17 protein-coding genes are annotated in these 24711 nt (G+C 70.0%); 5 read left to right on the top strand and 12 right to left on the bottom strand.

Going from position 1 to position 24711, the window contains the following annotated elements; translation table 11 throughout:
- From H6X67_RS02470 to H6X67_RS02440, 6 genes are all read right to left on the bottom strand, one after another.
- Window positions 1–396: a DUF2304 domain-containing protein gene (locus H6X67_RS02470; protein WP_249367561.1), complete on the bottom strand. Its 396-nt coding sequence runs from the start codon at window positions 394–396 to the stop codon at window positions 1–3.
- Window positions 393–1139, bottom strand: coding sequence for a glycosyltransferase family 2 protein (locus H6X67_RS02465; RefSeq protein WP_249367562.1), 747 nt, complete (start codon window positions 1137–1139; stop codon window positions 393–395). Before H6X67_RS02465 ends, H6X67_RS02470 begins: the two co-directional genes overlap by 4 nt.
- Entirely contained in the window at window positions 1136–2797 is a 1662-nt protein-coding gene (locus H6X67_RS02460; RefSeq protein ID WP_249367563.1) for a DUF2142 domain-containing protein, read from the bottom strand. The genes H6X67_RS02465 and H6X67_RS02460 overlap by 4 nt, the downstream gene beginning before the upstream one ends.
- 62 nt (window positions 2798–2859) lie before the next feature.
- On the bottom strand, window positions 2860–4296 hold the full coding sequence (locus H6X67_RS02455) for a sugar nucleotide-binding protein (RefSeq protein WP_249367564.1): 1437 nt from the start codon (window positions 4294–4296) through the stop codon (window positions 2860–2862).
- 106 nt (window positions 4297–4402) lie between these two features.
- Window positions 4403–5221 carry a transglycosylase family protein gene (locus tag H6X67_RS11975; protein ID WP_306468448.1) on the bottom strand — a complete coding sequence of 273 codons (819 nt, stop codon included), beginning with the start codon at window positions 5219–5221 and terminating at the stop codon, window positions 4403–4405.
- A gap of 125 nt (window positions 5222–5346) precedes the next feature.
- Entirely contained in the window at window positions 5347–6483 is a 1137-nt protein-coding gene (locus tag H6X67_RS02440; protein ID WP_249367565.1) for a glycosyltransferase family 4 protein, read from the bottom strand.
- A gap of 63 nt (window positions 6484–6546) precedes the next feature.
- On the opposite strand from H6X67_RS02440, the gene H6X67_RS02435 reads away from it, so the two are divergent.
- Together H6X67_RS02435 and H6X67_RS02430 are read left to right on the top strand one after the other, a co-directional pair.
- Window positions 6547–7689 carry a glycosyltransferase family 4 protein gene (locus H6X67_RS02435; RefSeq protein WP_249375262.1) on the top strand — a complete coding sequence of 381 codons (1143 nt, stop codon included), beginning with the start codon at window positions 6547–6549 and terminating at the stop codon, window positions 7687–7689.
- Window positions 7686–8672, top strand: a complete 987-nt coding sequence (locus H6X67_RS02430) for a glycosyltransferase family 2 protein (RefSeq protein WP_249367566.1) — start codon at window positions 7686–7688, stop codon at window positions 8670–8672. The genes H6X67_RS02435 and H6X67_RS02430 overlap by 4 nt, the downstream gene beginning before the upstream one ends.
- 67 nt (window positions 8673–8739) lie before the next feature.
- On the opposite strand, the gene H6X67_RS02425 is transcribed toward H6X67_RS02430, so the two are convergent.
- Window positions 8740–11274 (bottom strand): glycosyltransferase, encoded by a 2535-nt coding sequence (locus H6X67_RS02425; RefSeq protein WP_249367567.1) that lies wholly within the window; start codon window positions 11272–11274, stop codon window positions 8740–8742.
- Between the two features lies 1 nt (window position 11275).
- The gene (locus H6X67_RS02420) at window positions 11276–12571 is read right to left on the bottom strand and encodes a hypothetical protein (RefSeq protein ID WP_249367568.1); all 1296 of its coding nucleotides are present in this window, start codon (window positions 12569–12571) and stop codon (window positions 11276–11278) included.
- A 486-nt stretch (window positions 12572–13057) separates the two neighbouring features.
- Between H6X67_RS02420 and H6X67_RS02415 the strand changes: the two genes are divergently transcribed.
- Entirely contained in the window at window positions 13058–13837 is a 780-nt protein-coding gene (locus H6X67_RS02415) for an ABC transporter permease (protein WP_249367569.1), read from the top strand.
- Between the two features lie 2 nt (window positions 13838–13839).
- Window positions 13840–15048, top strand: a complete 1209-nt coding sequence (locus tag H6X67_RS02410; protein ID WP_249367570.1) for an ABC transporter ATP-binding protein — start codon at window positions 13840–13842, stop codon at window positions 15046–15048.
- A 92-nt stretch (window positions 15049–15140) separates the two neighbouring features.
- On the opposite strand, the gene H6X67_RS11750 is transcribed toward H6X67_RS02410, so the two are convergent.
- On the bottom strand, window positions 15141–17966 hold the full coding sequence (locus H6X67_RS11750; RefSeq protein ID WP_283251282.1) for an N-acetylmuramoyl-L-alanine amidase: 2826 nt from the start codon (window positions 17964–17966) through the stop codon (window positions 15141–15143).
- Window positions 17967–18255: 289 nt separating this feature from the next.
- Here H6X67_RS11750 and rfbB point away from each other — a divergent pair, with 289 nt between their 5' ends.
- Window positions 18256–19251, top strand: a complete 996-nt coding sequence (gene rfbB, locus H6X67_RS02400) for a dTDP-glucose 4,6-dehydratase (protein WP_249367571.1) — start codon at window positions 18256–18258, stop codon at window positions 19249–19251.
- A 111-nt stretch (window positions 19252–19362) separates the two neighbouring features.
- Here rfbB and glf read toward each other — a convergent pair whose 3' ends face one another.
- The 3 genes from glf to H6X67_RS02385 all read right to left on the bottom strand — a co-directional run bounded on the left by glf (window position 19363) and on the right by H6X67_RS02385 (window position 24645).
- Window positions 19363–20544 (bottom strand): UDP-galactopyranose mutase, encoded by a 1182-nt coding sequence (glf, locus tag H6X67_RS02395; protein ID WP_249367572.1) that lies wholly within the window; start codon window positions 20542–20544, stop codon window positions 19363–19365.
- Between the two features lie 103 nt (window positions 20545–20647).
- Window positions 20648–22525: a DUF6541 family protein gene (locus H6X67_RS02390; RefSeq protein WP_249367573.1), complete on the bottom strand. Its 1878-nt coding sequence runs from the start codon at window positions 22523–22525 to the stop codon at window positions 20648–20650.
- Window positions 22526–22608: 83 nt separating this feature from the next.
- Window positions 22609–24645 (bottom strand): DUF6541 family protein, encoded by a 2037-nt coding sequence (locus H6X67_RS02385; RefSeq protein WP_249367574.1) that lies wholly within the window; start codon window positions 24643–24645, stop codon window positions 22609–22611.
- Between the last annotated feature and the right edge of the window lie 66 nt (window positions 24646–24711).

The raw sequence follows: 24711 nt of genomic DNA, 5'->3' as shown, positions 1-24711 counted from the left end.
CTACTCGGAGGCCGTTTCCCCGCGGCGCTGCTCGGCCCGCAGTGCCTGCGTCTCGGAGCGCAGCACATCGACCTCGGCGCGCAGGAGCGCGATCTCCTCCGCGAGCCGGCGCCGGTCCTCTGAGGATCGGGAGAGATCCACGCTGAAGCGCAGCGAGAGCAGCAGCAGGATGATGGCAGCGACGAAGAAGCCGAGGTTGAGGGGCACCTGGACCCCCAGTGCCGTCGAGACGGCCTTGAGAGCCCCCGGGATGACGGAGAAGACGACGCTGCCGACGGCGATGACGATCCACCAGGTCGCGTACTCCTCCTTCATGCCGGAGTTGCGCATCTTGAGGAACACTGAGACCAGGACGATGAGGCCGAAGAGGACCCCGAGGACGTAGGTCGAGCTCATGCCGTCTCCTTGCTCGGGGGAACCAGTGCGGCGCGTGGTCTCGTGAGGGCGATGCTCAGCGCCATGAAAGCGCGCATGAGGAACCGTGCAGCCTTGAGCGGGTTGTGGGAGGGAGTGCCGCCGGCGCGCGGGCGCATCTCGACGGGCACCTGGGTGATGCGCAGACCGCTGCGGGCCGCGATGACAAGGGCCTCGATGGTGTCGCCCAGGTACTCGGCAGGGTACTCGCGTGAGAAGAGCCCGATGGCCCGGCGGCTCGTCAGCTTGAATCCTGAGGTCGTGTCCGTCAGACGGGTGCGGCACACCCGCGAGAGCACGACGGACAGAAGGCTCATCGCCCAGTGGCGGGGACCGTGGACCTCGTAGTCTCCCTTGCCCGCGAAACGCGCCCCGATGACGAGGTCCGCTCCCTGGTCCTGTGCCGCAGCCAGCAGCGAGGCGATCTCGGAGGGGTCGTGCTGGCCGTCGGCGTCGACCTGGACGGCGTAGTCGTAGCCGTGCCTCAGGGCGTAGAGGTAGCCGGCCCGCATGGCACCGCCGACCCCCAGGTTGACCGGCAGGTCGAGCACAGTCGCACCGGCACCACGGGCGATGGCTGCGGTGGCGTCGGTGGAGCCATCGGAGATGACGACGACATCGGCCGTTCCCTCAAGCACAGTCATGATCTCGGTGAGGACGCCGGAGATCACCTGCTCCTCGTTCCATGCGGGCACGAGGACGACAACGCGCGGCGCGGCGCTCACGAGACGGCTTCGCTCTCGTCGACGAGGACCGTAACCGTCTCGTCCGTCTCCTGAGGGCCGGGCGCCTTGTCATCGGCGGTTGCCAGACCCGAGGCTGGTGTCGGGGCGGGTTCCGCGGTGGGAGCCACGTCACCCTCGTCAGAGGGCCTGCTGCTGAGCACGTGTACGACACCGACGGTCACGACGGTGGTGGCGACAAGGGTCAGGGCCCACACGGTCATGGGGCTGACAGGGATGTCCCACCACCACTCGGGCTCGTGGTCGAGGTTGATGAGGTCAGGCTCGTCCATGCCCTGGACGTAGCGCTGCAGCACCGTGTAGTGGGCCCATGTGGCAGCGACCCACATGGTGATAACCACCAGTATGGCCTGGGCGCGAGTGATCGGTGATATCCCACCAGCGCCGCTGTCCTGCTCACCGTCCGGGGACGTGTGGTCGACGAGCAGGATGAGGAGGAGGACGGGCAGCAGCGGCAGGGCGTATCGCGGCTGGTAGCCGACGAGCCCGGGGAAGATCCCCATCACCGACATGACGACCGGCATACCGGTCATCGCACCGGCCACCATGAGTATGGCAAGCCCCTTGCGCCAGGACCACGAGCGCAGGCCGAGCATGCAGACGGCACCGGCGGTCAGGATCATGCAGGCCGGCACAGCCCACTCGAAGTGGATATCAGCCCAACCCGCACCGAAGCCGAGACCGTACATGCCGAACATGTAGCTGGGGATCCGGTATAGGGCCTCGAGCGTGGCCCGCACCAGACCAGGATCCGCGGCCGCCGGGTCGGCCGGCCCTGAGTGGCCTCCGGCGCCTCCTAGGAGCATGAGGTAGAGGCCTGCGGCACTGGCAAGAAGGGCGAGCACGCACTGCGGCCAGTGGCGACGGCGCCATCGCACGAGGAAGAGGTAGGCCATGGAGACCACGAAGAGGTAGAAGGCGGCGTCGAAGCGGGACAGGCAGCACAGCAGCGCCCCCAGCCCCGCCAGTCCTGTGAGTGCCCAGGCGCGTCCACCGCCCGTCCGAGTCGCTCCGTAGAGCGCAGCGGCGTAGGCGAGGACACCCGTGAGCGCCCATGAGGAGGGATTGTTCGAGGCGATGAAGTAGACGCCCAAGGGCACAAGCGACGCCGCAGCGGCGAGGACGTAGGCACGTCGCACGGCTGCGGGAAGGAGCACCCCGATGGCGCTGAGCAGGCCGACGGCGAGGACGACGTTGACAGCACGCATCGCCAGCACCGAGACGATCACCCGGGGGGAGACGAGCAGGTGGTGGAGCCGGTAGAAACCTCCGGGGTAGTTGCCGGCGTCGTAGCGATAGGCCCAGCGAGTCTTTCCGTCAGAAAAATGGAGGCTGCACTCTGCGGAGGTCTCCGGATGGAAGGCGTAGCACGGGCTGTTGTCGCCGATGCGCTCGGGAACCTCAACACGGATCTCGCCGTCGATCGTTGCGGTGCGGCAGGACTCCTCGACGGGCTGTGGGCACCAGATCGAGGTGAGGTGGTAGTCGTCGTCCGGGGATCCGCCCAGTGGGGAGGAGACCACCCAACCGAGGCCGACGCCGAGGAGGCTCAGGACGGTGAGCCAGGTGAGCAGGAGACGACGGCGTCCTGCACGGGGACCCGGCCTCCGTGTCCCGGCCCTGTGCGACAAGCGTGCCACGTCATCCCCTTCCGCTGTGGTCCTGGGAGGTCATGCTACCCACGCCGGTGCCGTCTAACGTCTCAAAGCCCGAGGGAGCGCACGTAGGCATCCAGACGTTCCATCGAGTCACCGGGCGTGAATCCCGCGGACTCGATCTTGGACAGGTCGAGGGTGCTCTTGAGCGGCCGGGGGGCAATGCCCTCCTGGCCCGCGTAGTACTCGGCGGTGGTCACGGGTGTGACCTCGGCCGGGTCGTTGCCGAGGAGCGTGTACACGCGCTTGGCGACGTCGCACCAGGAGACGATGGGGCCCTCGCCGGAGAGGTTGTAGGTGCCGTGGTCGGCCCCGCTGGTCAGCAGGTGGATGATGCCCGCCGCCAGATCGGTGGTGAAGGTAAGCCGGCCGGTCTGGTCGGCGACGACCTTCGGCTCGATACCACGCGCGGCGAGGGAGGCCATGGTCTTGGCGAAGTTCCTGCCGTCGCCGACCACCCAGCTCGTGCGCACGAGATAGTGCTTGGGAACGGCGGCAACAGCAGCATCGCCTCCCGCCTTGGACTGGCCGTAGACGCCCAGCGGGCTGGGCGCCTCGTCCTCGGTGTGCGGCTCCTGGGTGCCGTCGAAGACGTACTCGCTCGAGACATGGACGAGCGTGAGGCTGTTCCCGGAGGCCATGCGGGCGAGGACGCTGGGGCCGGTCGCGTTGGCGCGCCAGGTGGCCGGACGTCCCTCGGCGGTCTCGGAGGCGTCGACGGCGGTCCAGGCGGCGGCATTGACGATGACGTCGTACTGGGACCAGTCGAAGGCGGCCATCTGCTCGGCGTCAGCGATGTCGACGTCGGGCAGGTCGACACCGGTGGCGGTGAACCCGGCCTCGGGCAGCTGTCTCATGAGCTCGCGCCCGAGCTGCCCGTTGGCGCCGGTGACGAGCACACGCCGTCCGGTGGGGGTCGGCACCGGGAAAGGGGTGACGTCGGCCAGACGGGGGTGGGCCTTGTCCTTGTCGGACAGGATCGCGTCCTCGAGCGGGATGGGCCAGGGCACAGCGACGGTCTCGTCCGCGAGGTTGAGGAAGGTGTACCGGGCGTCGGGGGACCAGTGGTCGTTGACGAGGTAGGTGTAGGCCGTGTTGGGCTCGAGGGTCTGGTAGGCGTTGCCCACGCCCTTGGGGACGAAGACGGCGACGGAGGGGTCGATGACGGTGGTGAAGACGGTGCCGAAGGAGGGGCCCTCGCGCAGGTCCACCCAGGCGCCGAAGACCTTGCCGGTGGCGACGGAGACGTACTTGTCCCAGGGCTCGGCGTGGATCCCGCGGGTCACGCCGATCTCGTCGTTGAAGGAGACGTTGTTCTGCACCGGGCCGAAGTCCGGCAGACCGAGGGCGCTCATCTTCTCGCGCTGCCAGTTCTCCTTGAACCAGCCGCGGTTGTCGCCGTGGACGGTGAGATCGATGCGCAGGAAGCCGGGGATCGGGGTCTGCTCGATGACGAGGGGTTTGGGGTCGTGGGCGCTGGTCATGTCGGACAAGGCTCCATGGGTGTAATGCGGTGAGGATGTGGTGGGCAGGGGATCTCGCCCTGGAGGAGCCGCTCCTGTGCGGGCGGAGGCGAAGGTCGAGTGGGGCTCAGTAGAGACCAAGACCGGCGGAGCAGGCGCCCCACTGGCCCCAGCCGGAGCGGGCCTGAAGCATCTGCGCACGCATCGTCTGCTCGGCGGCACTGGCCTGGTGGGGGTAGCCGGATCCGCCAACTGAGCGCCATGTCACCAGGGAGAACTGGTACATGCCGTAGTAGCCGTTGCCGGTGTTGGCCGAGGGGTTGTTGCCGGACTCGCACTGGGCCAGCTGCAACCATACGCCCGTCACGGCGGAGGTGGCGTCCGTAGACATCGCGCCGCTGGCCTGGAGGTAGTACGAGCCGACCCACTCGTTGGCGGCCATCGCGCCGCTGCCGTGCAGGTAGTACCAGGTGCCGGCGTCCTTGACCCAGCCCGTGCTCATCGCACCACTGGAGCCCAGGTGGTACCAGGCCCCGCCCTGCGCCAACCAGCCCGTCGCCATCTGACCGCTGCCGTGCAGGTAATACCACGCACCCCCCTGCGACAACCAACCCGTCGCCATGGCACCGTCAGCACCCAGGTAGTACCAGGAGCCGCCGTCCCTGACCCACCGCTGCGTCAGGGCAGCACCGTCCGCGTAGTAGAACCACTGGCCAGCCACCTTGCGCCACCCATCGGCGACAGGAGCCGTGACCGTCGGCCGGGAGGACGGGGTGCTCGAAGCCATCGGGGTGGGGACGGCGGCAGTGCCCTCCGCGGAAGCGGATGACGTGGCGGACACCGTCTCGGAGGGCGAAGGGGCGGGGGCCGCAGCGACCTGGCTGACGGGGAGCATGAGGAGCAGCGCGCAGACGGCGGCCGCGCCAAGACGACGAGGACGGCTCATGGGAGGGCCTTTCTGGGACGGTTGACAGCGCGAGCAGCCAACGTCAGTCAGCGCAACCGCACCACGGTCTGCGCAGGATCATACCGAGCAGGGCCCGGCTCCCGCCGTGGGACGCCTCACGGCGCTCAACGACGGCGCGAGCTCAGGGCCGCCCGGTACGCCTCGATGTGGGCACGCGCCGAGGCCCGCCAGGTGAACTGCTCGCTGACCGCCCGGTCCTGGGCCGCCCGGCCGAGCGCCCGCCTGCGGGCGGGGTCGGCGTCGAGCTCGACGAGACCGCGGGCGATCGCCTCAGCGTCAAGACCGCAGTAGGCGACAGCGTCGCCGCCCACCTCCGGCAGGCTCGTCTCACGGGTGGTGAGGACGGCCGCGCCGCAGGCCATCGCCTCGAGCACCGGCAGGCCGAAGCCCTCCGCGATCGAGGGGTAGGCCAGGACCTCGCAGCCGGAGAGGAATCCCGGCAGGTCCTCGAGGGGCAGGTAGCCGGGCCGCAGCACCGTCATGTGGGAGGGAACGGCCGCGAGCGCCGGCTCGATCCCCTCGTCCCAGCCCTTGCCCCCGGCCAGGACGAGGGCCGGAGGCTCGTCGGCGTCGTGGAAGGCGCGCACCCAGCCCTCGATGAGGTTCGGGACGTTCTTGCGCGGCTCGAGGGTGCCGAGGAAGCCGATGTAGCGCCGTCCCGCCAACCCGAGGGAGGCAGCGACGCGCTCGCGCTCGGCGTCGTCCACGGGGTGGAAGACCCGTGTGTCGACCCCGTGGTAGGCGACGTGGAACCTGGAGGCGTCGCCGTCGACGAAGCGCAGGGTCTCGTCTCGGGTGGCGGCCGAGGGCACGACGAGGGCGTCGGCGCCGCGGACGGCGCGCCGGATCGCCGTCGTGAAGAAGACCTGCTTGAGGCGGGTGTGCGCCTGGGGGTGGGAGAAGAAGGTGGCGTCGTGCAGCGTGACGACGACGGGCACCTGGTGCGCCGCCGGGTAGGTGTAGTGCGGTGAGTGCAGGACGTCCGGGCGGATCCGGCGGATGAGCGCGGGCAGGCCGGTCTGCTCCCACGCCAGGCGCGCGCCGCGGTTGGTCAGGCGCGCCGGAACCGGCAGGAGCCGGACCCGGGGCGCCTTGGCGCGGAAGTGCTCGACGTCGCGCTCCTGGACGGCCATAGCCAGCCTCACCCCGGCGCCGAGCAGCTCGGGCACGAGGTCGTCGACGTAGCGGCCCACGCCGCCCAGGTTCGCGGGGATGGCGGTGGCGTCGAGCAGGACCCTCATGGGCACCAGGCTACCGGCAGGGCTCCGGGCTCGCGGGCGCGCCCGGCCCCGTATCCTCTGCCCATGACGAGTGACACGAGGACGGCACGCGGCCCCCGGGTCGCCATGGTCGTCGAGCAGCTGTGGCAGCCGGTTCCGGGCGGGTCGGGCACCTACGTCGTCGAGCTCGCCCGGGCGCTGCGCGAGCGCGGGTGCCGCGTGGCGGGTCTGGCCGCCGCCCACGCCTCCTCCCCCTCCGCCACCGACGTCGGCCTGCCGCCCTCCGTGCAGGTGCGGGGCTCACGCCTGCCGCGCACGGCCCTGTACGAGTCCTGGAACCGTCTGCGCCTGCCGCGCGCGGAGTCCGTCCTGCCGGGCGCGGACGTCGTCCACGCCACCACCTGGGCGGTCCCGGGCACGCGCCTGCCGCTGGCCGTCACCGTCCACGACCTCGCCTTCCTGCGCTCCCCCGAGCACTTCACACGGCGCGGCACCTCCTTCTTCCTGCGCTGCCTGGAGCGCACTGCCGCCGAGGCCGACGTCGTCATCACCCCCTCGCAGGCGACGGCGGACGACTGCGTGGCCACCGGCATCGAGGCCGGACGGATCGAGGTCATCCCCCACGGCGTGCGCACACTGCCCGTCACCGAGGAGCAGGTCTCGGCCCTCCGCACCGAGCACGGTCTGAACGGCGAGTACGTGCTGTGGACGGGGACGCACGAGCCGCGCAAGAACCTCCTGGCGCTGCTGCGAGCCTTCTCCCTCCTCGCCACCGACTACCCGGGGCTGCACCTCGTGTTGGTCGGGCCGGAGGGCTGGGGGGACGACGCCGAGGAGCGCCGTCTCGTGGAGGGGCTGGGCGGGCGCGTGCACGTCACCGGCCGACTGTCCGACGCCGACCTGGCCGCCGCCTACACGGGAGCCCGGGCCTTCTGCTTCCCCTCGCACTGGGAGGGCTTCGGCCTGCCGGTGCTCGAGGCGATGGCCTACGGCGCCCCGGTGGTCACGAGCCGGGGCACGTGCATGGAGGAGGTCTGCGGCGACGCGGGCCTGCTGGCCCACTCGACCTCCCCCGAGGAGATCGCCCGCCAGCTGGCACGCGCCATCGGCCCCGCGCACGACGAGCTGCGCGCCGCGGGGCTGGAGCGGGCGGCCTCCTTCACGTGGCAGGCCTCGGCGGCGGCCCACGAGGCGGTCTACAGGGCCCTGGCCGAGGGCCTGCGGTGAGCCGGCCGACGGCGCGGGTCGTCCTGGTCAACTGGCGTCGGGCGGACCTGACCCTGAGGGCGGCCGAGTCCGTCCTGCCCCAGCTGCGGGACGGCGACCGGCTCGTCGTCGTCGACAACGCCTCCGGTGACGGCTCGGCCGGGGTCCTGAGGCAGGCGGGGCTCGAGGTCGTCGAGACGGCTGAGAACCTCGGGTTCGGGGCGGGCGCCAACGCCGGTGCCGCGGGTTTGAGCGAGGACGTCCTCGTCCTGCTCAACAACGACGCCGTCGCCGAGGACGGGTTCCTCGACGCCCTCACCGGCCCCTTGGACGGCTCCCGCCCGCGGCTCGGGGCGACGACGGCCCTCATGCTGCTCGCGGGCAGGTGGCGCCCGGCCTCCGCGCAGGAGAAGGCTCTGACCCGTGCCGACGGCACCCGCTGGGCACGGGTGGGGCAGGACGCCGCTGCGGCCGGCGAGGGGGTCGTGCTCGTCAACTCCACGGGTAACGTCGTCGACGGCTCCGGCAACGGGCAGGACCGGGACTGGCTCACGCCCCTGGACGAGCTCGACGCCCCGGAGGAGGTCTTCGGGGTGTGCGGGGGCGCCTGCGCGGTGCGCGCCGAGGTGTGGCGGCGTCTGGGCGGGCTGCGCGAGGACCTGTTCATGTACTACGAGGACACGGACCTGTCCTGGCGTCTGCGCGAGGCCGGCTACCAGGTGGTCTTCGTGCGCGGTGCCGTCGTCCGTCACGAGCACGCGGCCTCCTCGGGTGCCGGCTCAGACATGTTCGTGCGCGTCAACACGCGCAACCGGGTGCTTGTGGCCGTCGAGCACGCACCCGCGCACGTGGCCCTCATCGGGCTGTGCCGGACCGTGGCTCGCGCCGTCCGATCCGGTCTGCGGGGCGGCCCGGTCGCCTCAGGTGCCGCTGAGGCGCTACGAGGTGTCCCGGCGGCGCTGGCACTCAGGGCGCGACGACGACCCGCCTGCTCGGAGGACTGAGCACTCCCCGGGCGCCGATGGGCTATGCCCTGCAGTGCTCTCCCAGGCCCCGCGCGGGCTTAGTGCGTCAACGCTGAAGACCCAGCTGGCGCCGGATGCGTCCTCTGGCACGGCGCAGGACCTCCTTGGGGCCACCGGCCCTCATGTAGTCCGCGACAAGTTGGAGGTCCCCCTTGAGGCTCGGCCTCCTGCGCGGGAACTCGTGCGCGCGGATAGCGTCGCCGGTCCCGGAGGACAGGACGAGGTCGCGTGCACGGTGCGGATCGGCACAGAAGTCGATGAGAGGACGCAGCACTGTCGCCCAACGGAACTGCTCGGCGTAGGCGAGCACCCTCTCGCGGGCGGCAGCGGCCGCCCGGTCGTCGTAGAGCAACTCCTCGAGGGCGGCCTCAAGAGCTGCAACGTCCTCCGGGGGCACGCCACGACCAATTCCCTCGGCATCCAGGACGTTACCGAAGGAGTCCCCGGTGGTGGCGACGACCGGTAGCCCCGTCCACAGGTAGTCGAGGATTCGCGTGCGGAAGGAGAAGGCCGTCTCGATGTGCTCGAAGTGGGTGGAGACCCCGACATCGGCGTCCATGAGGACGTTCTGCCGCTCGTGGTACGGCACCCAGTCCGAGTTGAAGAAGACGTGCGTGCCCGTCAGGCCCAGTCGCGAGGACAGCTCCTTCGTCTCCCAGGCGATGCGCATGTCGGGCACGCCCGGGTTGGGGTGCCTCATGCCCATGAAGTAGAGGCGGACGTCATCGTGACGCTCGGCGAGGCCGGCGACGGCGCGCACGAGGGTGAGCGGGTCGAACCAGTTGTAGACACCGCCGCCCCAGACGATGACCTTGTCATCCATGCCGATGCCAGGAATGACTCCGCGGATCCCGTGCTCCGTCTGGACCGGGTCGTCGTCCTGGATGCCAAAGGGCACAACGGACACGAGGGAGGCGGCACTGTCCTCCGCGGTGACGGAGAGTGGACCAATGCGACCGACACCTGCGAGCTGACCAATCCAGAAGGCCCGCTGCTTCTGCGAAGCGCACAGGAAGTGGTCGGCACGCACCAGCTGCTTGTTGAGCACGTCAGTGGCGCTGGTGATCGCCTCACGTCGTCTCTCCGGCCCCAGGTCCCGGGCCTGCTCGAGCTGCTCGAGGTGGATGGGGTCGTAGATGTCGGCGACAAGGATCTTGTCGGAGTCCTTGAGCCACGGCGCCCCCTCGAGGAGGAATCCCTGGAAGATGACGACGTCGGCCCAGTCCGTCTGCGCACGCAGGCTCTCAGCCTGGGCGAAGATGATGTCGAAGCGGTCGTCGGAGACCTTCTTGACACCGGCTGTGGACACGAGACGCACACTGTGGGTGCGGGAGAGTGCCGCGGCCATCTCCCAGGCGCGGATCGCGGGCCCGGCGAGCCTGGTGGAGAGCGGTTCCCCCGTCACCACAAGCACGTTCGGTGAGGCGGCGAAGACCGTGTCGATGCCGTAGGAGGTGACGAGGTCCCGGTGCCCCTTGAGGTAGTGCTCCACCGGGTAAGCGGGCTCAATCGCATGGCGGAACAGGGGGAAGAGCTCCTTGTCGGTGAGAGCGCGCTCGGTCTGGAGCCACTGGCGCGTGGCGTGCAGCGAGTCGATCTGCTCGCGCAGGTAGTCGACGGCGTAGACACCCGTCAGCCCCATCTTGGGCACGCCGACAGCGGTGTCCTCCGGCACTGTGGTGGTGACGACGTCCGCGCGGGCAGTTCCCCGGCGCACGGCCAGGGCGATGGCGGCGGGCAACGCGGCCGCAAGAGTGGAGTCCTCGTAGTTCTTGTACAGCGACAGAAGGGCGTTGCGCTCCAGGAGGTAGGACTCCCGGTAGTTGCCGAACTTCTTCATCGTCACGTGGTGCTTGTGGTAGGCCACAGATCCGGGGACGTAACGCACCTTGCGACCCAGCAGGTTGATACGCCAACCGAGGTCGACGTCCTCGTAGAACATGAAGAAGCGTTCGTCGAAGCCGCCGATGGCCCGGTAGTACTCCGCATCGACGAACATCGCGGCACCGGTACCGAAGAGCACGTCCTTGGCGGTCTCGTAGGCTCCGTCGTCCACCCACTCGGCCTCGCGCTTGTAGCCCATGCCGTACCAGGTCAGTGACCCGTCAACATAGTCGATGAGCGTGCCATCCCAGTTGAGGACCTTGGAGGCGACCGCGGCAACGGCAGGATCGCGCTCCATCTCCTCGACCGCGGCCCGGACCCAGCCGGTGCCGGGGCGGGCGTCGTTGTTGATGAAGGCGACGTACCGCCCGGTGGCGTTCTCGACGCCGAAATTGCAACCGCCGGCGAATCCGAGGTTGCCGCCGGATGGCAGGACGCGGACATGAGGACACGCTTCGGCGATGGTCTGGGCGGAGCCGTCCTGCGAGTCATTGTCAACGACGATGAGCTCGAGACGGTCCTTCGGCCAGTCGATGCTGTCGAAGGCCCTCAGACAGGTGATGGTGTCCTCGGCGCCCTTGTAGTTGACGAGGATGACGGAGACGAGCCCGGGACGGACCTCGTGCTCGCGATCGATGAGGTGGGCGCGTGCGGGGTCGGGGTTGAGTGTCTCGGGGACGCGCTGCTCGACGGCCATGTCAGCTGCTCCTCTCGGCGGCGAGTCTGCGGATCCGGCCGGAAGCCTTGGAGAGGACCTGTTTGACGCCGCCCTCCCGGAGGTACCTGAGTGTCAGCGCGATGTCGTTGGGGCGGGAGGGCTCGAGCGGTTCGTCCCAGGAGACGCCGGCGTCCGCCGAGCGCACCGGGACACGGCAGAAGTCCTCGAGCACCGCACCGGTGGGGTCGACGGTGACGAGCCCGGTCAGCGAAGGGTCGTCGTCATAGACGACGTCGTTGACGCGTCCAGCTGCGGCGAGCGCGCCCAGGATGAGGTCACGATGCCCTTCGTCCTGGACGAGGACGCGGTCAGCCCGTCTGAGTAGCCGGCTGAGGGAGAGCGCCCGGCTGTCTGAGCGCGGTCCGCTCTCGAGCCATTTCAAGATGTCCATGGTGCTGAGGTCGACGAGGAGTGGGGTCCTGATGGAGGCAGCACCGGGGGCGTCATCGAGGACACATCCTATGAGGACGATGACATCGGCCCAAGCCGTGTGGTCGGGGACGGTCCCGTCAAGGGCGTCGCCGCCATGACGGACGATCCCGGTGGTGGCGTCGGCCCGGCGCACATCGGCGTCGGCCCCGAGGGCGGCGAGCAGGTGGTCGGCCCTCTCGGCTGCAGCGCCCTCGGCGGGGGCGACCACCAGCACGTGCAGAGGCTCCCAGATCACGCGGTCGAGGCCGAACAGGGGCGCGAGGTGGTCGAACTGCTCCGCCTGCGCGCGAGTCTCGATCCCCATGATGACGTCCATCGCCTGGCCGATGAGGTGGGCGAGGGCGGCGTCGGGCACCCGCCGCAGGCGCTGGACCTCCTCACGCACGCACGCCAGGTCCTCCAGAGAACTGAGGGCACCGTCGATGGCGTAGGCGCCGAGGAGACCGTCAACGGGCACCGCCAGGGTCCCGATGTCGTCCCCCCCGGGCGAACGCTGCAGGTCCAGGACGGTCGTGTCGACGCCGGCCGCCGCTAGGTCGCCGCTGAGGGCGAGAACCTGGGCGACGGGAAGCATCGCCCCGCGCAGCTCGTCCCCGAGGACGACGTCGAGCAGGCTGAGCACACCGCGGCGGCGCAGCAGGCGCGCCTGCCGGGCCGTCGGCGCGGCGGGCGCGGGACCGGGCAGGATGACGACTCGTTGGCCGAGGAGGTTGAGTGACCACTGGAGCCAGAAGAGGGCGGTCTCGGGATCCGCGAAGCGACCCTTGCCGCCGACATCGAGGAGGACCTCAGCCGGTACGCGCTTGAGGAGCCCGTCACGCAGCAGGACGGTGCTTGTCAGCACACCGATGGTCCGACGACCTGGCTCCCCGTCCGCGTAAGCGGCCGCCCCCGCGCTCGTGGCCAGGAGTCCGGCGGCGTCCCGCCTCAGTCGACTCAGAGGTACGCAGGCTTCCTCTCCGCGCACGGTGAGGGCGCTGATTCCGGGAATCACGCTGTGCGCCACAGCGGGTCCCTCAATGCGTGTCATAGACGTCGAGTACCTTTCCGAGAGCGACCCGCCTATGGTAACCACACCCTGTGGAGCCCCAGTGGGAGCACGTTGGCGCAACCGCCCCCAGCGTCGTCGGCCTCCTCTTGGGTACAGTGGCCGGGTTGCGATGGCCCTGCTCGCACCGCCTCCCCCGCGTCCGGAAGGAACCACGTGTCCGCTGCTCTCGATCGCGAGTCACGCCTCGCGCAGGAGCCGTTTCGTCCTGCGGCGCCGCGAGTCGGTCTACTCACAGGTACAAGGGCCTCCCTGCTCGACATCTGGGGACGACGCGACCTGTTGTCCCGGCTCACGCGCCGAGAGATCCGCGCCCGTTACAAGGACTCGGCCCTCGGCATCGTCTGGAGCCTCATCAAGCCGCTTGTGAGCCTGCTGATCTACGTGCTCGTCATCGGCAAGGTGATGGGTGCCGAGAGGGCGATCCCCAGCTTCGCGATCTATGTGTTCACGGGCCTGACCGCCTGGCAGCTCTTCAGCGACATCCTGTCGACGTCGACGGGCTCGGTGGTCGGCAACTCGGGCATCATCAAGAAGATCCAGCTGCCGCGTGAGATATTCCCCCTGTCGTCAGTCGGAGCAGCCCTGTTCAACTTCTCGACGCAGTTCCTCGTGCTGCTCGCGGCCACGCTCCTGATCGACCCGCCGGCAGTGGGCGTCTCCCTGCTGTACCTTCCGCTGGGGCTGCTCGTCCTGGTCACGTGGGGCACGGCCATCGGCCTGGTGCTCGCAGCGACCAACGTGTACCTGCGTGACATCCAGTACCTCATCGAGGTGGTGCTGCTGGTGGGTATGTGGGCCTCACCGATCGTGTACTCGTGGACCATGGTCACGTCCATCACGTCCCGCCTGCCCCTGGTGCAGGAGCTCTACCTCGCCAACCCGGTCACCCTGGCGATCATGGGTTTCCAACGCACGATGTGGGCGGCGGGAGCGGGGCTTGAGACAGCGCCCCACCTGGGTGCGCGCCTGCTGGTGTCCCTCGCCGTCGGCCTGGTCCTGCTGGCCCTGGCTCAACGGGTCTTCGCCGTCCTTCAGCGCAACTTCGCCCAGGAGCTGTGAGCATGACCGATGTCATCCAGATCCGTGACGTGTCCAAGCGCTTCGTCGTCCACAAGGACAAGTCGCTCAAGGAGCGTCTCGTCAACGCCCGGGCCTCCCGCGCTCACCGGGAGGACTTCTGGGCACTGCGCGATGTCAGTCTCAGCATCCGCGCGGGCGAGACGATCGGTCTCGTGGGGGCCAACGGCTCCGGCAAATCGACCCTGCTCAAGGTCATCGGGGGCATTCTCGCGGCGGACCGGGGCGAGGTGCTGCTGCGAGGCAGGCTAGCCGCGCTCCTGGAGCTCGGCGCAGGCTTCCACCCGGACCTGACGGGCCGGGAGAACGTCTACCTTAACGCGGCGATCCTCGGGCTGTCAGACCTGGAGACGCAGCACCACTTCGATGAGATCGTCGCCTTCTCCGGCATCGAGGACTTCATCGACACGCAGGTGAAGTTCTACTCCTCGGGAATGTACGTACGTCTGGCCTTCGCCGTGGCGGTGCACGTGGACCCGGACATCCTCCTGGTCGATGAGGTCATGGCGGTCGGGGACGAGCCTTTTCAGCGCAAGTGCATGGACAAGATCCACGAGTTCCAGGCGGAGGGGCGCACGATCGTTCTCGTCTCGCACTCGGCGGCCCAGGTCAATGAGGTGTGTGACCGGGCGGTCATGCTCGACCGTGGTCGCGTCGTCGCTGACGGCTCGACGAGCGACGTACTGGGGCGCTTGCGGCACAACTACGAGATCGTCATGGAGGCGGAAGAGGCCGCGCAGGCGGAGCGTCGGGGCGAGCCCGTCATCCTCAAGCCCGCGGAGCAGCTCATCACCTCGGTCCTCGTCAACGGTGTCGAGGCGGGAGGCGGGCAGCCGGTTCTGAGACCGGGTGACGACCTCATCGTGGCCGGCACGATCTCTGCGGACCCGCCGCTGGCGGGCTGGGGCATGTCCCTGACAATCTCGACGCCGCTGGGAGGGGCAGTGCTGGGCACCGACACGACGATGATGCAGCAGGAACCCCCTGTGCTCGGCGGGACGGGGGCCTTCGAGTTCCGTCTGCCCGACCTGCGTCTGGGGGCGGGCGAGTACCGGGTGTCAGTGGCGATTCTGGACGGCAACCTTGCAGAGATCCACCGTGTGCGTGAGGCAGGTGCCTTCGAGGTGCAGGCCTCGCACCGGTCGGTGGGGGCGGTCCATGTTGACCCGGTCCTGGAGTTCCCCGGACTCTGACAAGGCGCTCCCTGCCGGGAATCGGTGCGTGGGACGGAGACCACCGCGGCACAACCGGGCCTGCGGCGCACGGCCTCCTCGACCGAGCTGGGTCAGAAGTAGCGCCTCATGATGGACACGAGCGTGCTGCCGTAGCCCGCAGCGGACGCCCACCCAGTCCTCAGCGGGTTCTCCTGGATGCCGAGGTGCTCGACATAGACCGCTGAGCCCTTGCGGACGTAGGCGAAGCGGGGGTCGACGAGGGCGTGAGTAAGGCTCGAGGCGGTCACGGAGGCGTCCGCGTAGGCCCGCAGGTGCTGGACCTGGGCCCGCAGGCCGGTTCGCACGTCCGTGAAGCTCAGTCCCGGGTTTCCGTTGCCGGTGGCGCCGAGGCCTCCGAAGTTGTACTGGGTGATCGTGACGTCGCCGCCGAACTGGAGCCAGCCGGTCTCAGTCATGACCTGAGCGAACAAGAGCTCGGGGCTGACTCCCTCAGCGGTCGCCTCGTCGTAGAGGAGGGTGCAGAAGGACCACAGGGATGACGCACCACCACGGGCGAGTGCCGCTGTGGGATAGGCCGAACCGGTGCCCTGGTAGGCGGTCACCATAGTGTTGATGACCGTGCTGCGGGCGGTCGTCGGGGCGGCGAGGACCGGTGTGAGACGCGAAGCGGAGGTCGTGGTCGGGGCACTGGTGTAGCCCTGCCATGCGCCGGAGGCGCTGAAGGCACTCCATGACCCTCCCGTGTTGACGGTTCCCGTAACCATGGCGCCGTCAGCACCCAGGTAGTACCAGGCGCCGCCGTCCTGGAGCCAGCCGGTCGCCATCGCCCCGGAAGGACGCAGGTAGTACCAGGAGGCACCAACCTTCTGCCAGCCCGTGGTCATGGCGCCAGAGGGGGTGAGGTAGTACCAGGTCCCAGAGACCTTCACCCAGCCGGTGCTCATGGCGCCGTTGGTGCCGAGGTAGTACCAGGTGCTCCCTTGCTGGAGCCAGCCGGTGGCCATCGCCCCGGAAGGACGCAGGTAGTACCAGGCACTACTGACGCGGACCCAGCCGGTGGCCATCGCCCCCGAGGGGCGCAGGTAATAGCGTGTGCCACCGGTGCTCACCCAGCCCGTGGCCATGGCGCCGTTGGTGCCGAGGTAGTACCAGGTGCTCCCTTGCTGGAGCCAGCCGGTGGCCATCGCCCCCGAGGGGCGCAGGTAGTACCAGGTGGCGCCGTCCTGGACCCAGCCGGTGCGCATGAGGCCGTCGGTCCCGAGGTAGTACCAGGCCCCATCCACCACCTGCCAGCCGGTGAGCATTGCGCCCCCCGCACCCCGGAGCGTCCAACCGGAGCCGGAGCGCTGCCAGGTTGTCGTAGGAGTGGGGACAGGCTCAGCTGGGGCAGGGTCGGGCGCGGCACCGATCTGGGTCTGGGCGATGGTGCGGATCGTGCCCATGAGGGAGTAGCCGACGTTGCCGGGGCAGGCGGTGTGGCCGACGTCGCGGTGGGCGAGGACGCGCGGCAGGGTGACGACCTGCCCGGCCTGGTACTTCTCGGTCGACCTGATGGTGAAGGGCGCGGTGTCCGTGGCGCTGGTGACGCCGGCGCGGGCGAGGAACCAGCCGGAGATCTTGCCGACAGACTGCAGCTGGGCGGTGGAGGGGCTCACCGAGGTGTAGGTGCCCATCATGGAGATGCCCATGGTGCCGGTGTTGGCACCGTAGGCGTGCCCGCCGACGACCATCTTGCCCGCGGCGGAGCTGAGCGTGCCGTAGCGGCCCTCGTAGACGTTGCCGTACTTGTCGACGAGGAAGTTGTAGCCGATGTCCCCCCAGTCCAGGGTCTTGGCGTGGTAGTAGTAGATGCCCCGCACGATGCCGGGCGCCTGGGCCTCGGTGTAGTCGTTGGTCCCGGCGGTGTGGTGGACGACGACGTGGCCGGCGCTGGCGTAGGTGGGGTCCCAGTCGAGGTAGGCGGTGTTGGCGCCCCACTCGGCGCGGGTGGTGACGGGCACGGGCAGGCCGCTGGCGGTGGTGGCCGCGGCCAGGAGCGCGGGCAGCGCGGGGCTCACACCTGCGCCCGAGGAGGTTCCAGCCGGGGACGCCGTGGGGGTCCCGCTCCGTGTGGAAGCCGCCTCGGAGGGAGATGCGGGCACTGGCGCCTCATGCTCCGGCTGAGCGGGCTCGGTGGACGGCGAGGGTGTGCCTGAGAGGGCCGGGTCCTCCTCCTCGGCGACACCGGTCCTCTCAGCCTCGACGACCGTCATGTCACCGGGCTCGAGGACCTCCTCGCCGACGGGCTCGCCCGGTACCAGGGACAGGGCGAGGTCCGCGGGCAGGCCGGAGGGGCCGGCGATGACGGCCGCCTGGATGGCGTCGGCGCCGCCGGTGACGAACTCGTCGGTGCCGGAGGTGGCGGTCGTGGGGTCGAGGTCGTCGCGGCCGGCGTCGGAGGGCTCGTTGAGGTACCAGTCGGTCCACGCGCCGTTCTCCCTCACGCGCAGGTAGATCTGCGTGCCCTCAGGCAGAGCCGCTGCACCGGTCCAGGTGAAGCCGGCGACGAGGAATCCGGCGACCTCGAGGGGCTCGGTGAGCAGGGTGGCGTCGGCCTCGGGGTCGATGGCGCCGGTGAGTGCGGCGAGGGCGTCGGCCAGGGCGACGTCGAGGCCGGGGACGACGCCGGTTCCACCACTCGTGCCTGCGGGCACCCGCGAGTCCTGCTGCGCCTGCTCGTCAAGGCCGGCCTCGGCGACCTCGGTGGCCTGGCCGGCGGCCGTCGTGAGCTCGATGACCTGGACGGGGCCGGCGGAGGCGGCCTCGGCCTGGACGGTCGTCATCCTGTTCGCGGCGCTTGCCGCCAGGGCTGGACCGCTGGCGAGTGAGGCGGGCACGAGTCCCGCGAGCACGAGGGAGGCTGCCGCGGTGAGGCGGACGAGTCGGGATGCCGGCATGGGGTTCCTTCCAGCGGGGCCTGGCGGACGTCACCCGCGACAACTGGTGCCTGTGTGACGAATGGGGTCTGAGGGACAGGATAGACCCGTGTTACCGCCGTCGGGAACCCTGGTGGCAGAACATGACGCGCAGCACTGCGCCGCACCGCCTTCCCCGACGGACGCCACCCGGGCACCGGCCACGCCTGCGCCGCTCCCACCCCGCTCCGGCAGACACCCCTGTGGCATCATGGCGAGCGAGACCAGTGGCGCTCCGGCGCGCCCACCCCCGACTCACGGAGCCTGATCCATGCACGTCCTCATCACCGGCGGCGCCGGCTTCATCGGCGCCAACTTCGTCCACCAGACCCTCAACCGCTACCCGGACGCCCGGGTGACCGTGCTCGACAAGCTCACCTACGCCGGCAACCGGGCCTCCCTGGCAGACGTCGCCGACCGCGTCGCGCTCGTCGTCGGGGACGTCGCCGACGCCGACACCGTGGACCCGCTCGTCCAGGACGCCGACGTCGTCGTCCACTTCGCCGCCGAGTCCCACAACGACAACTCCCTGCTGGACCCCTCCCCCTTCATCCAGACCAACCTCGTGGGCACCTTCACCCTCCTCGAGGCCGTGCGCCGCCACAAGGTCCGTTACCACCACATCTCCACCGACGAGGTCTACGGGGACCTCGAGCTCGACGACCCGGCCAAGTTCACGCCGGCGACGCCCTACAACCCGTCCTCCCCGTACTCCGCGTCCAAGGCCGGCTCCGACCTGCTCGTGCGCGCCTGGGTGCGCTCCTTCGGCGTCGAGGCGACGATCTCGAACTGCTCGAACAACTACGGCTCCTACCAGCACATCGAGAAGTTCATCCCCCGTCAGATCACCAACCTCATCGACGGCGTCAAGCCGCGCCTGTACGGCGCCGGTGAGAACGTGCGCGACTGGATCCACGTCCTGGACCACAACGACGCTGTGTGGGACATCATCGAGAAGGGGCGGATCGGCGAGACCTACCTCATCGGTGCCGACGGCGAGAAGACCAACAAAGAGGTCGTCGAGCTCATCCTCGAGCTCATGGGCCACGACGCCGACGACTACGTCCACGTCAACGACCGCCCCGGACACGACATGCGCTACGCCATCGACAACACCAGGCTCGTCGAGGAGCTCGGCTGGAGTCCGAGGTTCACTGACTTCCACTCCGGCCTGCAGGCCACCATCGACTGGTACCGCGAGAACGAGGCCTGGTGGCGCCCCCTCAAGGCCGAGGTCGAGGCGAAGTACGCCGCCCAGGGACAGTGAGACGGTATCTACCTCTGCTCGCGAGCTGAGGCCTGGCACACCCAAGAATTACCTGGGGTGCCAGGCCTCAGCTGCCCCCACGACAAGGAGGGGACAGCCCGTCCCCACGAGTCACTTGATACCTGGGCTGCGGTCCACGACGTTTCGGAAGTACGGGGCGATCCTGTTGTCGAAGACGTTGAGCGCGGAGGCGATGGCCATGTGCATGTCGAGGTACTGGTAGGTGCCCAGGCGGCCGCCGAAGACGACGTCGGGCTCCTTGGCGGCCAGGGCGCGGTAGATCAGCAGCCTCTCACGGTCCTCGGGGGTGTTGACCGGGTAGTAGGGCTCGTCGCCCTCCTCGGCGAAGCGGGAGTACTCCTTCATGATGACCGTCTTGTTCGAGGGGTAGTCGCGCTCGGGGTGGAAGTGGCGCGGCTCGATGATGCGCGTGTAGTCCTGGTCGAGGTCGGGGTAGTTCATCACCGAGGTGCCCTGGAAGTCACCCGTCTCGGGGTACTCGGTGGTGAAGTCGATGGTGCGCCAGGCCAGGGCCCCCGCGCTGCAGCCGAAGTAGCGGTCCACGGGGCCGGTGTAGACGACCGGGACCTTCCCGACGAGGGCCGCCTTGTGGTATGGCTGCGACTCGTCGAAGAAGTCCGTCGACAGGAGCACGTCGATGTTCGGGCTGTCCACCATCCTCTCCAGCCAGGCGGTGTAGCCATGGGCGGGCAGGCCCTCGTAGGTGTCGTTGAAGTAGCGGTTGTCGTAGGTGTAGCGCACGGGCAGGCGGGAGATGATCGAGGCGGGAAGGTCCTTGGGATCCGTCTGCCACTGCTTGCCGGTGTAGTCCTTGATGAAGGCCTCGTACAGGGGACGGCCGATGAGACTGATGCCCTTGTCGTTGAGGTTCTGCGGGTCCTGGCCGGCGAGCTCGCCGGCCTGCTCGGCGATGAGCGCCCGGGCCTCGTCGGGCGTGTAGGAGGCGTGGAAGAACTGGTTGATGGTGCCCAGGTTGATGGGCATGGGGTACACGACGCCGTCGTGGGTGGTGTAGACGCGGTGCACGTAGGGCGTGAAGCTGGTGAAGCGGTTGACGTACTGCCACACGCGCTCGTTGGAGGTGTGGAACAGGTGCGCCCCGTACGTGTGGACCTCGATGCCCGTGAGCGGGTCCGCCTCGGAGTAGGCGTTGCCACCGATGTGGTCGCGTTTGTCGATGACGAGGACCGTGAGCCCCAGCTCGTTGGCGCAGCGCTCGGCCATGGTCAGGCCGAACAGGCCCGAGCCGACGATGACGAGGTCGTGGTCCATGGGTGCTCCTGGGTGTCGTGGCGCACGGCGGGGACCTACGCGCTCAGCGCGAGCCTAACGCGGTGTCTCGCGCTCTGTGTCCAGAGCATCCGGGCCAACGCGCTCAGTCACAGGCCGTGATGCGGAAGACGGAAGTGGTCCCGAGCTCCGCCAACAGCTCGAAGCCTGTGGAGGTGTCGATGCCGACGTAGCCCGGGTAGAAGACCTCGAGGTCCTCATCGTTGTCACTGCTGTCGGCGTACAGCACTGGGACTCCGCCCTTGGTGCGGATGATCTCGCACACGCGGGGATCGGTGTCGAGCTCGTTGAAGTGGTAGGCGATGTACCAATCGTCCGAAGCCGACTCGATGCTGGCGTGCCGGTGGACGGCGTCGCCCTGGGTCAGAACCGGGATGAGGCCAGCACCGCTCTCCGGGGCCCCATAGACCACCGTGCCGCCGAAGAGATCGGTATGAGTCTCGAGAGCCAGCTGCTCTTCGGGGTTGAGCCACGCGTGGTGGAGGAGGGAGTAGTAGTCGTAGCCGTGCATGACCCAGATCCGGTTCCAGCCGCCAAGGTACGCGTTCCACCACACGGCCGCGACGACGACGAGCACTCCCACCACGGCACGCCATCGGCGTCCTGCCAGCAGGGTCTCCACAACAGTCTGGATGGAGAGAGCCGCGAGGGCCGCTGCGAGCACGGCGAGGACGGCGAGGTAGCGGCCGTAGTCGCCCCACCATGCTCCGGTGAGGGCTCCCCAGGACGTCCCCTTGACCAGGGTGAGCATGACGAGCGAGGCCCCGGTCGCCCACAGGATGGGGAGCTCGGGCCTCCCCTGGCGCAGCAGGAGCACGAGGCCGGCGAGGGCCAGGAGAGCAAGGGGCAGGTAGAGCCAGGTACCGCCCTCCCTCGGGGCGAGGAGGAGAACCTGCTCCAGGCGTGTGCGCAGACCGTGCTTCTCCCCCGTGTACGCCGACATGAGCCGAAGCAGCGGCGTAGTGGTCTGTGCGACGAGCACGGCGAGGCAGCCGGCGAGGAGCAGCATGCGGGCCGGCCAGTGCGCACCGCGTGCGATCCCACGCGCCCCGGCGGTGGCCAGGAGCAGGCAGGAGGCGTTGAGGACCCACTGGCCGCCTCCGGGGTGGGCGCACCCGACGGCCGCGGCGGTGATCACGGCCCATGCCAGCGCCGCCCACAGGCGGTTCTCGGACAAACGGTGCACCAGTGGGACGAGGGCTCCGGGGATGAGCGCGATGGCGAGCCCCGCCGGCACCTGGGCGTGGAAGAACATGAGGTAGTAGGGGAACCACATGGTGCAGCAGGCCAGAGCGGCACCAACACCCGCCGTCCAGAGGCGCCCTCCGCACACGCGCACGAGGGCAGCCACGCCGACGGGGGCGAGGACAGCGACGACGCAGGCGGACACGGCGTTGAAGGCGGTGGGAACGGACACGACAGGGGTGAGGAGCACCGCGACAGCGTGGAAAGTCGACGGGTAGAAGGCGCCGTCGTTGATGGGGGTGGAGGCTCCCAGCAGGGAGCCGTTGCCGGACTCGGCGATCTCGCTGATGAGGTTGAGGTGGAGCAGCGCGTCGTGGTTCTGCAGGATGGAACCGAATCTCCCCATGCCACTGGCCATGATCCCGATGACGACGACGGTCGCTGGCGCTGACACGAGAGCGGTCCCAAGAACCTCGGGCAGCAGACCCGCCCCTGGGGCGTGAGGCGGCGACTGGTGCCTGCGACGCAGAAGACCGACGGCGGCACCAAGCGCCGTTGCCACCACGAGGACCACGGTGCCCGTCACGGGTGTCCACCTGAGCCCGGTGAGCGGGCCGAGGGTGGTGGCCGCTGTGACGAGAGCCACGCTCACAGCGGGAGCGGCTGCGATGACGACGACGGGGGCGAGTCTGAGCGCCCACAGGATGGCCATGCCCGGCGCGTAGAGCACCAGGGCGATCGCGAGCGCGAGAGCCAGCAGCACGAGCAGAGTGTGCATCTCGTCCTTCCTGTCCCCAGTGCGAGCCGACGTCCGGGGCCGTGGTCACACTGTACGCAGGATGTAGTACGTCAAGACCCCGGTCAGGGGGCATCACCGCAGGCTGTGCAGCGCCACATCGACACCGAGCCCGTAGGCGTCTCGACATGACCGAGGAGAGCCATGCCGCCCGTGGGCCAGACCGCCAGTCCCGCGTCCCAGCGCGGAGGCGCGCTGCCGTGCTCGAGCCCGGAGGGGTCCCGGTCAACGGACATGTAGTACGAGGCGCCGAGGCGGGTGAGCAGGGCGCAGGCCTCACTGCCCGGCTCGAGGACGGTGGGAGCGTCGGCGAGCCCGCGCTCGGGGCTGCCCGCGGCGGGCTGGACCCGGGTCGGGTAGACGACGGCGACCCCGTGCTCGGTCCACAGGTACGTGCCCCCGAGGGAGGGCGCGGCGACGACGACGGCCCCGGGCGGCAGGAGCCCGGCGAGCTCGCCCTGGGCGGTGAGCTCGGCCTCGGTGACGAGGGTGCCGTAGGCGATGCGCTCGGCGTCGTGGGTGCTGGCGGCCAGCCGGGCGTGCAGGGGCACGGCCAGCAGGGCCATGACGGCCGCCGCCCCGACGAGAGCCGTGGCACGACGGCGGCCACGCGGGCCGTCCTGGGAGCACCGGCTCGCCAGCAGCAGGTGCAGGCCGTGGCCGGCGAGGACGAGCAGGGCGATGACGGCCAGGGGCTGCACCCGGGCCTTCTGCAGGTACCACAGGGCGCCCAGCGCTCTTCCGGGCCACTGGGGCCCGCCGGTGAGCACCACGAGCCCCAGCGTGAGGGCCCAGGTGACCAGGTGCAGGCGCATGTCCCGCCCCCCGTGCCGCACCGCGACGGCGGCCAGGGCGAGCAGGCCGATCCCGACGGGCAGGCCGTGCCAGGTGAGGGGCCCGTACTGGGGCGTGTCCATGAGCGACTGGGCGAGGGCCGCCAGCGCGCTGCCGTCGTCGCGCTCGTAGCCGAGGACGGAGGCGAGGGCCGCGCGCATCACCCAGGCGCCGGCACCCCCGGCCACGAGCACGAGGAGGAGAGCGACCAGGACCCGCCGTCGTCGCCTGCCGCCGGCGCGCAGGGCCCGGGCCAGCACGGAGAGCCCGAGAGGGGCCAGGAGCACGAGGAGGTTGAAGACGGCGCCGCCGTGCGCGAGGACCGCTCCACCGGCGGCGGCGAGGGCGAGCAGGGCGGTGAGCAGCCGGGGGCGCCACCGCCGGGTGCGGGTGAGCGTGTGGGCGAGGGCGAGGACGCCCGGCAGGCAGACGAGGGACAGGGCGTAGGGCCACACGGCGAGCGTCGTGAGCGTGACGGCGAGGGCGCTCGTCGCAGCGGCGGCCAGGGCTCCGGCCACCAGGGTGAGGGCGCTCACCCGTCCGGCGCGCCCGTCCCCGGGCATTCCCGGGGCCTCCGGGTCCCGGCCGGCCTGCGCCGCCCCGACCGGGGCGACGCAGGCGGTGGCGTCGATGAGCCCCATGACCCCCAGCGGCCAGCAGAGGGCGCCGATGACGATGACGAGCACGTTGCAGGCCAGTGAGGCGGTGCCCGGCAGCAGCGCGGCGACGCCGTGGACAACCGTCGGGTAGTAGACGCGGCGCCCCTGGTAGAGGTCGGCGAGGCCACCGAGGCTCGAGGCGTCACCGCCCTCACGGACCGTCTGGACGGCGGCGAGGTGGAAGACGGCGTCGAAGGCCTGGGGCGGGGTGCCGAGCCTCCCGGTGCCCCACCACAGCCCGGCCGCGCCGAGGACGACGGCGAGCGCCAGGCCGGCCAGCAGCACCGCCCGGTCCGGGGCGGAGCGGACCGGGCCCCCGGCCGGGTCGGTCCCAGCCCGGTGCGGACCCAGCAGGCGCCTGGCCCCGAGGAGTGTCCCGGCCACGAGGGCGGTGAGGGCGGCGACGACCACCCATCCGGCCCTCCCCCAGGCCAGGCCCGCCGCGGAGGCCAGGACCTCGGCCACGCCGACGACCGCGCAGGACAGGCCCGTCGCCACCGAGGCGGCGAGCACGCCGCGCAGCCCGCCGGCGCGGGCGATGAGCCAGCCGGGGGCGAGCAGCAGGAGCAGGCCCCCCACGAGGGCGCCGAGCACCGGCAGCGCCGTCATGGCGTCCGGCCCCTCGGACCCGGTGGCCTCACACGCGCGCCGCTCAGGACGGGGACCGGTCGGCTC

It is taken from the genome of Actinomyces sp. AC-20-1, assembly GCF_023369555.1.
Taxonomy (GTDB): Bacteria; Actinomycetota; Actinomycetes; order Actinomycetales; family Actinomycetaceae; genus Actinomyces.
The sequence above is the reverse complement of the archived record's forward strand: the minus strand, read 5'-3'. Positions and strand labels throughout refer to the sequence as shown.

Excerpts from the sequence above, each read along its gene's own strand:
- H6X67_RS02470 (WP_249367561.1), bottom strand. The coding sequence starts at position 396 with ATGAGCTCGACCTACGTCCTCGGGGTCCTCTTCGGCCTCATCGTCCTG.
- H6X67_RS02455 (WP_249367564.1), bottom strand. The coding sequence starts at position 4,296 with ATGACCAGCGCCCACGACCCCAAACCCCTCGTCATCGAGCAGACCCCG.
- H6X67_RS11975 (WP_306468448.1), bottom strand. The coding sequence starts at position 5,221 with ATGAGCCGTCCTCGTCGTCTTGGCGCGGCCGCCGTCTGCGCGCTGCTC.
- H6X67_RS02440 (WP_249367565.1), bottom strand. The coding sequence starts at position 6,483 with ATGAGGGTCCTGCTCGACGCCACCGCCATCCCCGCGAACCTGGGCGGC.
- H6X67_RS02435 (WP_249375262.1), top strand. The coding sequence starts at position 6,547 with ATGACGAGTGACACGAGGACGGCACGCGGCCCCCGGGTCGCCATGGTC.
- H6X67_RS02425 (WP_249367567.1), bottom strand. The coding sequence starts at position 11,274 with ATGGCCGTCGAGCAGCGCGTCCCCGAGACACTCAACCCCGACCCCGCA.
- H6X67_RS02410 (WP_249367570.1), top strand. The coding sequence starts at position 13,840 with ATGACCGATGTCATCCAGATCCGTGACGTGTCCAAGCGCTTCGTCGTC.
- H6X67_RS11750 (WP_283251282.1), bottom strand. The coding sequence starts at position 17,966 with ATGCCGGCATCCCGACTCGTCCGCCTCACCGCGGCAGCCTCCCTCGTG.
- rfbB (WP_249367571.1), top strand. The coding sequence starts at position 18,256 with ATGCACGTCCTCATCACCGGCGGCGCCGGCTTCATCGGCGCCAACTTC.
- glf (WP_249367572.1), bottom strand. The coding sequence starts at position 20,544 with ATGGACCACGACCTCGTCATCGTCGGCTCGGGCCTGTTCGGCCTGACC.
- H6X67_RS02390 (WP_249367573.1), bottom strand. The coding sequence starts at position 22,525 with ATGCACACTCTGCTCGTGCTGCTGGCTCTCGCGCTCGCGATCGCCCTG.
- H6X67_RS02385 (WP_249367574.1), bottom strand. The coding sequence starts at position 24,645 with ATGACGGCGCTGCCGGTGCTCGGCGCCCTCGTGGGGGGCCTGCTCCTG.